This is a genomic window from Paraburkholderia susongensis, assembly GCF_900177725.1.
GTDB classification, from domain to species: Bacteria; Pseudomonadota; Gammaproteobacteria; order Burkholderiales; family Burkholderiaceae; genus Paraburkholderia; species Paraburkholderia susongensis.
Genome location: NZ_FXAT01000010.1, coordinates 186,793 through 199,551, shown reverse-complemented (window position 1 = coordinate 199,551; position 12,759 = coordinate 186,793). Strand labels below are relative to the sequence as shown.

The window sequence follows — 12,759 nt, the reverse complement described above, 5'->3', positions numbered from 1 at the left end:
GCTGAGTAACGTGCCGCTGCGGGCAGCGAAAACACAATCCGGCTGGGTTGCCGTGCTGCTGCTCATGTGAATCGCACACGCATCGCGTTGACTGCCCGCGGCGGCAAGCGGCGCGATCTCCTGAATTGCGCTCGCGGGCCCTTTGCCGCAGATTTCACGCGCCTTCGAATAACACGTCTTCTGGCTCCAGAAGAGCCCCTCGCAATCTACCTGATACACCCGTTCCTTATTCGGCAGACCGACTCGGTATGCGCTGAACGTATGCCCTGATGGCGCGAGGGCTGATGTAACGGATCGCAGTGAGGGACGGCGATCAACCCCAATGACGCATCGCACCCCCCCATATGGGGGGCTATGTTGCCGAGTGACACTCGTCTATCTTAATTTTCCGCAGTTCACAAATCGACGCAGACGACGGCGGCTGGTGAGGGCGCAAGCCTGGTCACTCGCCGTGTAAGCGTTCCACAAGGATTGTTCGCACCTGTCTGACCTGGCAATTCGCATCACTGCGGTTGAGATCGCGTACTTCATCCGTTCCGTTTCGGGTGCCGAATTCGCCGGTCGGTTGGTTCGAAAGGAAGAGGTGATAGATGAATATCCTGTTGGTGGAAGACGATCCTGCGCAAGCTGCGGCTGTCGAAAAGACCATGCAGCAGTCAGGGTACAGAATAAACAAGGCCGGTTCCGGTGAGAGTGCAATACGCTTTCTCAAGACCAATGAAGTGGATCTCGTGGTGCTCGACTGGCAATTATCGGGAATAACAGGATTCGAAGTTCTGCACTGGATACGCAGCAATCTGGGCCGTGAACCCGCGGTGCTGTTCCTCACGAGCAAGGTGCTGGAAGTGGACATCGTGCGGGCGCTCGAAGCCGGCGCGGACGAGTACATCGTCAAGCCGTTTCGCGCGATCGAGCTGGCTGTCCGGGTCAGTGCGTTAATGCGCCGTACCAGCCGCAATGAAAAGATCGAAAATGCGATCGCCGTTGGGCCTTATGCTTTCGATACGGCTCGGCGCAACGTCACGCTGCATGGCAAGACGATAGAGTTGACCGCGAAGGAATTCGACGTTGCTGCGTTCCTCTTTGCCAATGCCGGTCAAGCGGTTTCCAGAGATCTGCTGGCGAAACTCGCGTGGGGGAGAGAACTGGATAGCACCTCTCGCACAGTCGATACTCATATCTACCGGCTTCGGCGAAAGCTCGCCTTGAACCCTGAGAACGGCGTGCGTCTGAGTACCGTCTATACGCACGGGTACAGGCTCGACGAGGTTGCCGTGATCGGCGCGCAAGGGGAGGCAACGGCGTGTGCTGCGCAGGAAGACGATGTCGAGCAGAACGCCCGGCTCATACCTGTGGCCTAGAGCAGTTCCAGTCTCGGCTCAGGATTCGGACGAGGAGGTGTTTTCCGCGCGTCCGCTCCGGAGCTGGGCCTGTTATGGCCAGGTCGTTGAGCACTATGTGCGCGGCTGTCGCTATCTCGATCTGGACAATCGCCAGGTGCCTTCGATTCGCGTATGGCGAACAATCATCAGCATCGGCTGCTTTTAATCTCTGACACTGACGTCATATGCACACCAAAACAATGTGCCATATTCGAAATGCGCGCCGGCGGATGCCGTTCAATCGGGTTAAACGCTAGTGGGTAATGAATGTAGGCGTTGATACTGATTCGGATTCGAATTCGGATTCGAAGATACCAGCAGGTCATCGGCCACGATGTGAATATCGGAACAATCTTCCGCAACTCGCGATTTTTCTCGATTCAATTCCCTGATCCGTTCATGTTCCCGCTTCGTTTGCGTTGGCGCGCAGATCCGCCGCTATATAGGCGGAATACGTGCGTTAGCGCCGCCTCCATTCCTTTCATGAGTAAATTCATCCCTGGTGTTGGGGACGTCATGCGATAAAAGCTCGCCGAATGGTTGACGCGACTGAGTCATAGCGGTCATCCGTGGCGGTTAAGATAACCGGCGATTCGTGTTGAGAATCGAATAAATTTAACGTATACATAAAAACACGCCCATGGAGACAATGAGAGCCGCCTGCGAGGGGTGGTTCGGTGGGATGGAGAGTTATTTCGGCAGGCAGGGTAAAGAATCATATGGAAGCATCTTCAGGCAGTACGGGTCGTGAATGGAGCGTGTCGCTGATCCAGACCAAAATGATCGCACCACGTCTTCCGCCTGGCTGCGTGCAGCGGCTTGCGTTGCTGAAACGAATCGATGCGCAGCGGCCGCACAGCATCGTCGTCGTGACCGCGCCCGCGGGTTTTGGCAAGACGACGCTGCTTGCCGGATGGAGTGAGGCGCTGTCGGCGAAAAATCAGCCGGTTGCGTGGCTCAGTCTCGACGCAGAAGACGATGATCCGCAACAGGTCGGCGCGTATCTGGTGGCGGCATTTTCTCGCGCATCGGAAGACATCGCGGGGCAAGCCCAGCAACTTCTGAACAACGATTCGCTGACTCCTATCCGAACGGTCATTTCCGTACTATTAAATGGGATCGCCGGGTGTGGCCGCAACGTTTTCCTTGTCCTGGACGACGTCGATCGCCTGAGCGCGAAGCCGGTTCTCGCCGTGGTGTCTCGTCTGCTGCGCTACGCGCCCGAGAACATGCACGTCCTGCTGGGCGCGCGGGCCGAACCTGCGTTGGCGCTTGCGCAGCTTCGGGCGCCGGAGAAGCTCATGCGCATCAATGCCGACGATCTGCGCTTTTCGATCGACGACGCACAGTCGTTTTTCGACCGGGCCGGCACTGCGCCGCTCGACCGGGACAGCGTCGAGTTGCTGAACGAGGCGACCGAAGGATGGGTGGCGGGTTTGCAGCTCGCTTCGCTTGCATTGGACCGGGTGGGCGATGCGGCGCGGCTCGCCAGTAATCTCGCGGGTCCCAGTTCGGGGATCGACCGCTATCTGAACGACACGGTGCTCGCGCATTTGCCGCCCGTCATGCTGAAGTTCCTGCTGCACACGTCGATTCTCGAACGGCTCGGCCCCGGCGTATGCGATGCGATCATGGGCAGGGGCGGGGAAAGCGGAGAGAAGCTCGACTGGCTCGAACAGCATAACGTGTTCATCCAGGCGCTCGACGAAAGGCAGGACTGGTATCGCTATCATGCACTGTTGTCCGATGCGCTTCGGCGGCGTCTCGTGCGCCAGAAGCCGCAGGAGGTTCCGGTACTGCATCGCCGCGCATGCCGGTGGTTTGCGGCAGAGCGTTTGTGGCCCGAGGCGGTCCGGCATGCTCTGGCCGCCGGCGATCTCGACCTGGCCACGCAGTGGGTCGAGAACTGCGCGATCGACATGCTCGAGCGCGGCGACCCGTACACCCTGCTGGGCTGGATCGGGAAGCTGCCGCCCGATGCCGTTCAGGGACGGCTGCGGTTGCGCATCGCGAAAGCATGGGCGCTTGCGTTCTCGCTTCAAACGGCCCGGGCGTCGAGAGAGATTGGCGCCGTCGTCGACGAATTCGAGCGGGTGTGCCGCGAAGCGGGCGGTGTGATCGACGAGGCGGTATTGGCGGAGATCAACGCGGTCGGTGCGCTGATCGCCAGTGTCTCGGACGACAGCGAACGTGCGCTCGAACTCGGCCGGGCCGCGGACGTGTCGGGCGTTTCGGTCGCGCCGTGGGCCAGGCGTTACGCGCAATCGGCCCAATTCTTCGGGCTGATGCACCGGGGCAGATTCGATCAGATACTTGAGCTCTGGAATCGCGTTGGAAACTGCGCGGAAGCCAGCATCAAGTCGGAGTACTCGAACATGCTGCGTGACGGGGTATACGGTCTGAGCGCAATGGTACGCGGCGAGTTGCCTGAGGCGAGACGATTGTTCGAAGCGATCATGCTGCGCGCCGAAAACGCATTGGGTGCATCGTCGCTCGGCAAGGCGGACCTGACGAGTTGCCTTGCCTCCATTTACTACGAATGCAACGAACTGGACAAGGCGCGTAACATGATCGCGGGCCGCACGACCGCTGCGCTGGAGACCACTCCGTCGGGAGCGCTCGTGCGGCATGTGCTCTCCGCGGCACGCCTGCTGTCGCGTGACGGTGAGATGGGCTCGGCGCTGGCCGTGCTCGAAGATGGCCGCCAGGTCGCCATCAGGCGGCAGTGGTTGCGTCTGAAGCTGGCGTGCGATACCGAAACGGTGCGCTTGCTGATCGACGACGGCAACGTGGCGCGGGCAAGGCAGATCGCCGACGAACTGAGCGCAAACGTGCCGGCGCTATGCGAAGGACGGCAGGGATCCGCGGTGGAGACGTGGACAAGCTATTGCGTGCTGCAGGCGCGGGTTCTGATGGCCGAGAACCGCGCAGGCGAGGCCGTCGCGATTCTCGAGCGCCTGCTCGGCACTGTGGCCGCGCTGGGTTGGCGTACTTCCGAGGCGCTCGTTTCGTTGCTGCTTGCCCGTGCGTTCGAGCAATGTGAGGACGCCGGCAATGCACTCTCCGCACTCCGTCGCGCGCTGCGCATCGGCGGGACGATAGGCATGGTGAATAGCTTTGTCGACGAGGGGCGGCCGGTACGCGAGCTATTGCATCGTTTTTGCCGGGTCCCGAGCGACGCCGCTAACGCGGAGTCGGCCTATGCCCGCAGATTGCTCGCAGCGTTCCATGAACTCGATGGTTCCCGATCCGTCTCCACGAGATCGATCAGGGTGATGACGACATCGTCGAATATCCTGAGCGTGCGGGAACTGGAGATCGTCAACTGCGTCGCGCTCGGGCTTTCGAACAAGGAAATCGGGCGGTCGTTGAAGCTGGCGCCCGAAACCGTCAAATGGCACTTGAGGAATATCTTCGAGAAGCTCAACGTGAGTTCGCGAATCGAAGCAGTGCAGAGCGTCCTCGGCCTTGGGGTGGGAGAGGGCCGCGCGGCGATGTAGGTTGGCGGCCGTCGCTCGCGATCACGCGACGGCACGGCACGGCCGAACACGCCGCCACGAATTTCATCGCAAGAAGCGGATGGCGGGCACATCTGCAGACTCATATCGTTCACTCCAGGCGCGGCAATTCCACTGCGCTGCTAACCGAACTTAGCAAGGAGTCGAACATGTCGATTGAGGATGACAACAAGGCGATCGTAGGTCGCTGGTTCACGAGCTTCTGGGGCGAGAAGTGCGATCTCGGCATCGTCGACGAGATCGCCGCGTCGGACATGCTGCTCAAGTACTCGCTGCACGAACCGCGGCGCGGCCATGCGGACATCAAGGCGTTTATGAGCGATTTCCGCGCGGCCTTTCCGGACCTCAACTTCTGGGGCGTTGCCGATCTCATCGCGCAAGGCGACTACGTCGTCGGTCAATGGGAAGGCGGCGGAACGCATTCGGGGCCGGCCTTCAGCGACTTTCTCGCCGGATCGCTGCCCGAGGCGAGCGGCCGCAAGATGCATTTCGGCGGCACCACGGTCCTGCGTTTGAAGAACGGCAGGATCGTCGAAGAAATCGGCCTCGACGATGGCGTCACCGCGCTCTCTCAACTGGGGCTCATCAGGACGGTGTGAGTCCGGCTGCCCGCGCGTCGCCGATGCGAACGGGTGGCCGTGCCGCCACCCATTCGACTGTCATTGCGCGCGCGCTGGCCTTCATCGAGTGGAGTCGAATCATGCTGCCTTTTTTGTCGCTTCATGCTCTCGCGGCGCAACGCGGTGATGGTTTGCGTCCGGAGCTACTTGCCTTGTTCGAGCGTTATGCGAACCCGGGCTTCGGCCTTCAGGCTGCGATCGAACCAGAGCAAATCGAGGTCTTTGCAAGCGAAGCGCCGTGCGACGAGTCGCCGGCATCCGGCTCATGCGCACCTTCAAAAGGACGATAGCGATGCAATCCGGGCCGACATCGCCAGGTTGGAGCCGCGCACGCCACGCCAACATACCGACGGCCCGCAGCCCGCCCGTGCCTCGGGCGATCAACGAAGCGCACGGGCCCGCCGTCACGCTCGCCACCCACTGAATACCAAAACTGATATCAATATCGCCTAAAATATAATTGGAAAGATATCAAGTCGCTCCGTACACTTCACCATCCTCAGAGCCTGAGCGACAGCCTTCCGTCGTAGTGCCGGTCGCGCCGCGCCGGTTCGGTCAAACTGGCCGGTGTGGTGTCCCGGCACATGCATCAAGGACATAGCATGTCGGAAAAAAAACGGAAATTGCGCTCAGCTGAATGGTTCGGCACGGCTGACAAGAACGGCTTCATGTATCGAAGCTGGATGAAGAATCAGGGCATTCCCGACCACGAATTCGATGGCCGCCCGGTGATCGGCATCTGCAACACGTGGTCGGAATTGACGCCGTGCAATGCGCACTTTCGCAAGCTCGCCGAGCACGTCAAACGCGGCGTCTACGAAGCGGGCGGCTTCCCGGTCGAGTTTCCGGTGTTTTCGAACGGCGAATCGAATCTGCGTCCGACCGCGATGCTCACGCGCAATCTCGCGGCGATGGACGTCGAGGAGGCGATCCGCGGCAACCCGATCGACGCGGTCGTGCTGCTCACCGGCTGCGACAAGACGACTCCCGCATTGCTGATGGGCGCGGCAAGCTGCGACGTGCCGGCGATCGTCGTCACCGGCGGACCCATGCTCAACGGCAAGCTCGACGGCAGGAACATCGGCTCGGGCACGGCAGTATGGCAGTTGCACGAATCGTTGAAGGCGGGCGAGATCGATCTGCACCAGTTCCTCTCGGCCGAAGCGGGCATGTCGCGCTCGGCGGGCACCTGCAACACGATGGGCACCGCGTCGACGATGGCCTGCATGGCCGAAGCGCTCGGCACGTCGCTGCCGCACAACGCGGCGATTCCGGCCGTCGACTCGCGCCGTTACGTGCTCGCGCATATGTCAGGAATCCGTATCGTCGAGATGGCGCGGGAAGACCTCAAGCTGTCGAAGATCCTGACGCGCGAAGCGTTCATGAACGCGATTCGCGTCAACGCCGCGATCGGCGGTTCGACCAATGCGGTGATTCATCTGAAGGCGATCGCGGGGCGCATCGGCGTCGAACTCGAACTCGACGACTGGGTGCGCATCGGCCGTGATACGCCGACCATCGTCGACCTGATGCCGTCGGGCCGCTTCCTGATGGAGGAGTTCTATTACGCGGGCGGCTTGCCCGCGGTGCTGCGCCGGCTCGGCGAAGCGGATCTGCTGCCCCACCCTGGCGCGTTGACGGTCAACGGCAAATCGCTGTGGGACAACGTGAAGGATGCCCCCAACACTAACGACGAAGTGATCCGTCCGCTCGACAAACCGCTCGTTGCCGATGGCGGCATTCGCGTACTGCGCGGCAATCTCGCGCCGCGCGGAGCGGTACTCAAGCCGTCGGCGGCGACGCCCGGATTGCTCAAGCATCGCGGGCGCGCGGTCGTGTTCGAGAACCTCGAACACTACAAGGTGCGCATCGTCGACGAAACGCTCGACGTCGATGCGAACTCGGTGCTCGTCATGAAGAACTGCGGCCCCAAGGGTTATCCGGGCATGGCCGAAGTGGGCAACATGGGCTTGCCGCCGAAACTGCTGAGGCAGGGCGTGAAGGACATGGTGCGCATTTCCGATGCGCGGATGAGCGGCACCGCGTACGGCACGGTGGTGTTGCACGTGACGCCGGAAGCGGCGGCGGGTGGCCCGCTCGCCGCCGTGCAGGACGGCGACTGGATCGAACTCGATTGCGATGCGGGCACGCTGCACCTCGACATCAGCGACGCGGAGCTCGCGCGCCGTCTCGCGCGGCACGTGCCGCCGCAGCCGCCGGAGGGCGGCGGCTACCGGCGCCTCTATATCGATCACGTGTTGCAGGCCGATCAAGGCTGCGACCTCGACTTCCTCGTCGGTTGCCGCGGCGCGGCGGTGCCGCGGCACTCGCACTGACGCGCTGTAACGATCCGACCGCGCGGGCGACACGATGCAACGCGTCGTCGGCCTCGGGTGATTTGCGCGAGCAGGCGCGTACGTTGCCGGTGGCGATGCCGGCGTTTATCGTCGAGCCCTGACCGGGTGGCGGGCTCGAGCGCTACCGGATCGTGCTGTCCACCGCATCGAGCACGAGCCCGAAGAACTCGTTGGCGGCGGCGGGATTGAGCCAGCGCACCACCACCGTCATGCGCCGCTCGGGCTCGATCCACGTAAACGAGCTGCCCGCGCCGACACCGAAATAGCTCGACTCGGGCACGCTCGGAAACACCTTGCGGTCCGTGTTGAGCCAGACGAGATAGCCATAGAACGGCGCGATGCCGCACGGCGTGCGCATGCGCGCGATCCACTCCGACGACAGCACGCGCCGCCCATTCACCACGCCGTCGTTGAGCAGCATCTGCGCGACCTTCAGTTGATCGTTCGCGCTCACCGACATGCCGCCGCCCCAATGCGTGCCACCCGGCACCGACTGCATGCGCCGCCCGTCGATCTCGACCCACGCGTTGTCGTAGCCGACCCATTGCCAGTTTTCGCCGGCGCCGGCAGGGCGCATGATCGCTTCGCGAAACACCTCGGGCAGCGGTTGCCGGAACAGATGGAGCAGCGCGAGCGAGAACTGGTTGATGCGTACGTCGTTGTATTCCCAGTATGTGCCGGGACGTTGCAGCGGCCGCGGGTCGCCCTTCCTGCCATCGGGCGGCGCGGCGAAGTTGACCGCGCGATAGTGGTCGGCCTGATCCGACAAACCGAAATACGTGCCGCGCCATTCGCTCGTCTGTTGCAGCAGATGTGCCCACGTGATCGGCGCATTGTGTTCGTCGTCGAAACCGATGCCGGGCACGCGCACGCGCACCGGTTCGTCGACGTCGGGCAGCAGGCCGCGATCGTGCGCGACGCCGGCGAGCAACGCGAGATACATCTTCGCGACGCTGAAGGTCAGGTCGGCGCGATCGGGTTCGCCCCATGTGGTCAGCACGCGGCCATCGAGCGCAATCGCACCGGACACCGGGCCGCGATCGTGCACGGGACCGAGCAGCCGGTTCCACGGCGGCGGGTCGTTCACGTGCACGCCCCACGCGCCACCCACGTGGCGGTCCCAAAGCGATTCATGTTCCACCGCGAATTGCACGGCTTGTTGCAAACGGTCTTGCATGGATAAGGTCCTGTCGGTTCGACGCGCCGCGCGGGTCTAGCGTGCGTGCAGGCGCACGCGAGCCCACGTCACGGCGAAAAGGCTGAGGACGGCCGCGAACATCAGATAAAGGCCGGGCGCGAGATTATTGCCGGTCGCCGCGATCAGCGCGGCGACGGCGAGCGGCGTGAAGCCGCCGAACACGGTGGTGCCGATGTTGTAGCCGAGCGCCATGCCGGTCGTGCGCGTGCGGGTCGGGAACAGCTCGGACATCAGCGCAGGAATCGGCGCGAAGTAGGTGGCCTTCAGCAGCGCGACCCACACGACCGCGATCAGAAGCGACGCGAGCGAAGGATGCGCGTTCATCAGCATGAACGCCGGATAGACCGTCGCGAAGAACAGCACACCGGCGCAGAGCATGATGCGCACGCGGCCTATCTTGTCGGACAGATGACCGACGACCGGCGTGACGACCATCATGATGAGACCCGCGAGCAGCGTCGCGATGAAGCCGGACGACGGCGAGAGCCCGAGTTGCCGCGCCGCGTACGTCGGCATGTAGAGCAGCATGTAATTGGCCGTCGTGGTGAGCACGAGCGCGCCGATCGAGACGAGCACGGACTCCTTCTGCGTGGCGAGCAATTCGCGCACCGGCGCCGGAGATTTCTCCGCGCGCTCGAATTCCGGCGTTTCGTCGATACGGCGGCGAATGTAGAGTCCGACCGGGCCGATCAGCATGCCGAACAGGAACGGAATGCGCCAGCCCCACTCTTCGAGTTGCGATTGCGTGAGCATGCTGGTGAGCACCGCGCCGAACAACGAGGCGAGCAGCGTGCTCGCGCCCTGGCTCGAGAACTGCCAGCTTGCCATGAAGCCTTTGCGCTGCGGCGCATGCTCGATCAGAAACGCGGTCGAGCTGCCGAATTCGCCGCCGGCCGAAAAGCCTTGCAGGAGCCGCGAAGCGAACACGCCGATCGGTGCGAGCACGCCGATCGCGGCATAGGACGGCATCAGCGCGATCATGGTGGTGCCGAGCGTCATCATCGCGATGGAGAGCGTGAGCGAGGCCTTGCGGCCCTTGCGGTCGCTGAACGAGCCGAGCGCGAGCGCGCCGACCGGCCGCGCGAGATACGAGAGCGCGAAGGTGCCGAGCGTGAGCAGCAGCGACACGGTGCGGTCGTGTGCCGGAAAGAAGGTGCGCGACAGCACGGACGCGAAGTAGCCGTACACGACGAGGTCGTAGAACTCGAGCGCATTGCCGATCGAAGTCGCGAGGATCAGGCGCGACAGATGCGCGCGCGATGCGGGCGGGTCGATCGCGTCGGCCGTGGTGGCGGAGTCAAAGCTCATGACGAAGTCCTCTGGCGGCGTGGGGGGCGCAGGCTGTGTCGCATCGGCGGCGCGGGCACTGGAGTCGACGCCTTGCCGTGATCCTGGCGTGGACGATATTTATGGACAATTACAATATTTGGCAGATATCGTTGCCGAAACGGCAAAGCGGAATGGTCATGGCCCAGATGGATAACACCGCACTGCGCTATTTTCTCGAAGTGGCGCGCAGCGGTTCGCTCAGCAAGGCGTCGGGGAATCTGTATGTCGCGGTGTCCGCACTGAGCAGGCAGATCGCAAAACTGGAAGAGGAGGTCGGCACCGCGCTCTTCGAGCGGCGTCCGCGCGGCATGGTCCTGAGCGACGCGGGGCGGTTGCTCGCCGACTACGCGCGGCGCAGCCTGCTGGACGCGGAGCGCGTAACCGAGGAGATTCGCGGCTTGAGCAACGGCGGCCGCGCGACGATTCGCGTCGCAAGTTCGGAAGGCGTCGCGCCGCATTTTCTGCCGCAGGTTTTCGCGCGTTTTCTGAAGACGCATCCGGCCACGCACTTTCAGCTCGACGTGTCCGCGCCGTCGGTCGCGACACAGCGCGTGCGCGACGGCACCGCCGATATCGCCGTGTGCTTCAGCATGGCGCCCGAGCAGGACATCAACGTGGTGCATTCGCAGCGCGCGCCGATTTTCGCGCTGGTGCGGCGCGGTCATCCGCTCGGCACGCGCGATTGCGTCGCGCTCGCGGACCTGCTGCCGTGGCCGCTCGCGATCAACGGGCAGGGCGTGACGATCCGTCAGCTATTCGACATCGCGTGCAGTCTCGAAGGTCTCGTGTTCGATCCGGTGTTCGTCAGCAACTATCATGCGGCGCTGCACAGCTTCGTGCAGCGGACCGATGCGGTCACGATCACCGGCTTGCTGACCGTGCGCGGGCGGCTCGAAGCGGATGGACTCGCCGCGATACCGATCAGTAATCCCGAGCTTCATCAACGCACGTTGCAGGTGCAGACGATGGCGGGCCGCACGCTGCCGCGTGTGATGCAGGCGTTCGTCGAACTGCTGATCGGTGCGATCGATAATCCCGCATTGCTCGATTGAACGCGGAGCCCATATCGCACGGCAAAAGAAAAACGCCCCACGCAGGGGCGTTTGCCATCAAAGCATCCCGGCAGGAAACACGCGCGATCGCGCGTATTCCCCTCGAGCACCGATCCGCTTAGAACTTGTGACGCATACCGATGCGGAACGCGAGCTGGTTGTCCGCTCCGACGCCCGACGTGCTGAAGTAGCTCGTGCTCGAACCGATCTGTGCCTGCAGGTCTTGCGTGCCATTGTGGCCCGACGCGATCTGGTAGATGCCGAGCACGTACACGTCGGTGCGCTTGGAGAGCGCATAGTCGCCGCTCAGGTTCACCTGGTTCCAGTGACCCGTGTTCGCGCCGCTCAGGTGCATGTACGTGTAGCCTGCGCCCGCCGTGATGGCCGGCGTGACCGCGTACTTCGCGCCTGCTTCATAGGCGGCGAACGTCGTCGACTCGCCCGAGACCGGTGCGAGGCGCGTGTTCGTGTAGAGCGCCCACAGCGTCGCCGGGCCGACCGTGTAACGGCCGCCAACGCCGACCGTGCGCAGATCCTGGATCTGACCGGTGCCGATCGTCGGGAAGGTCACGTTAGCCAGCGAAGTCGAGAACGACGGCGACGCCTGACCCGGATAGCGGATGTCCGTGTACGCCACGCCGAGGCCGAACGGGCCGTTGGCGTAGTTCGCGCCGAAGCTGTAAGCGCGCGACGAACCTGCGACCGGTGCGGCGGTCGTGCCCGTGCCCGGCGTGCCGGCAAAGCCGCCCGCCGTGTTCGAGAAGCCGTACATCGCGCCGAAGGTCAGGCCCGCGAAGTTCGCGCTGCTGAACTTGACCGAGTTGTTGATGCGGCTCGACGTGAGCTGGTCGACGTCGTTGATGTGGTAAGCGTAGTTACCCGCGACGGTGTTGCCGCCGGTCGAGTAGTTGGAGCCGATGTAGTCGGTCGAGAACGAGTACTGGCGGCCGAACGTCAGCGAGCCGACGTTGTTCTGCGAGAGACCGACGAATGCCTGGCGGCCGAACATCGCGCCGCCCTGGCCGGCCGTGCCGTTTGCGCTGCTGAAGCCGTTCTCCAATACGAACAGCGCTTTCAGGCCGTTACCGAGATCTTCGGTGCCACGCAGGCCCCAACGGCTGCCTTGCGAGACGCCGTCGTCGAACTTGGTGAGGCTGCTGTGGCCGGTGGACGTCTTCGAGTTGTTGACGTAGCTGATACCCGCATCGATCAAGCCATACAGCGTGACGCTGCTTTGCGCGTGAGCGGCGTTGGCGAAGACGGCAAACGTAGCGGCGGTCAAAATCTTTTTGTTCAAAACCTT

Annotated in this window: 9 protein-coding genes; 6 read left to right on the top strand and 3 right to left on the bottom strand. The window is 63.0% G+C overall.

Annotated features, from left to right (window positions below):
* Positions 1–590: 590 nt before the first annotated feature.
* From B9Z01_RS25840 to B9Z01_RS25820, 5 genes are all read left to right on the top strand, one after another.
* Positions 591–1,361: a response regulator transcription factor gene (locus B9Z01_RS25840; protein ID WP_085488321.1), complete on the top strand. Its 771-nt coding sequence runs from the start codon at positions 591–593 to the stop codon at positions 1,359–1,361.
* A 740-nt stretch (positions 1,362–2,101) separates the two neighbouring features.
* Positions 2,102–4,882 (top strand): winged helix-turn-helix domain-containing protein, encoded by a 2,781-nt coding sequence (locus B9Z01_RS25835; protein ID WP_085488319.1) that lies wholly within the window; start codon positions 2,102–2,104, stop codon positions 4,880–4,882.
* 167 nt (positions 4,883–5,049) lie between these two features.
* On the top strand, positions 5,050–5,499 hold the full coding sequence (locus tag B9Z01_RS25830; RefSeq protein WP_085488317.1) for an ester cyclase: 450 nt from the start codon (positions 5,050–5,052) through the stop codon (positions 5,497–5,499).
* Positions 5,500–5,600: 101 nt separating this feature from the next.
* A complete protein-coding gene (locus B9Z01_RS25825; RefSeq protein ID WP_085488315.1) occupies positions 5,601–5,810 on the top strand; it encodes a hypothetical protein in 210 nt (69 codons plus the stop codon).
* 312 nt (positions 5,811–6,122) lie between these two features.
* Entirely contained in the window at positions 6,123–7,856 is a 1,734-nt protein-coding gene (locus B9Z01_RS25820; RefSeq protein ID WP_085488313.1) for an IlvD/Edd family dehydratase, read from the top strand.
* Between the two features lie 142 nt (positions 7,857–7,998).
* On the opposite strand, the gene B9Z01_RS25815 is transcribed toward B9Z01_RS25820, so the two are convergent.
* A complete protein-coding gene (locus B9Z01_RS25815; RefSeq protein WP_085488311.1) occupies positions 7,999–9,054 on the bottom strand; it encodes a serine hydrolase domain-containing protein in 1,056 nt (351 codons plus the stop codon).
* A 36-nt stretch (positions 9,055–9,090) separates the two neighbouring features.
* Positions 9,091–10,383 carry an MFS transporter gene (locus B9Z01_RS25810; protein WP_085488309.1) on the bottom strand — a complete coding sequence of 431 codons (1,293 nt, stop codon included), beginning with the start codon at positions 10,381–10,383 and terminating at the stop codon, positions 9,091–9,093.
* A gap of 167 nt (positions 10,384–10,550) precedes the next feature.
* Between B9Z01_RS25810 and B9Z01_RS25805 the strand changes: the two genes are divergently transcribed.
* On the top strand, positions 10,551–11,456 hold the full coding sequence (locus B9Z01_RS25805) for a LysR substrate-binding domain-containing protein (RefSeq protein ID WP_085488426.1): 906 nt from the start codon (positions 10,551–10,553) through the stop codon (positions 11,454–11,456).
* A gap of 118 nt (positions 11,457–11,574) precedes the next feature.
* Here B9Z01_RS25805 and B9Z01_RS25800 read toward each other — a convergent pair whose 3' ends face one another.
* On the bottom strand, positions 11,575–12,753 hold the full coding sequence (locus B9Z01_RS25800; protein WP_085488307.1) for a porin: 1,179 nt from the start codon (positions 12,751–12,753) through the stop codon (positions 11,575–11,577).
* Positions 12,754–12,759 lie beyond the last annotated feature (6 nt).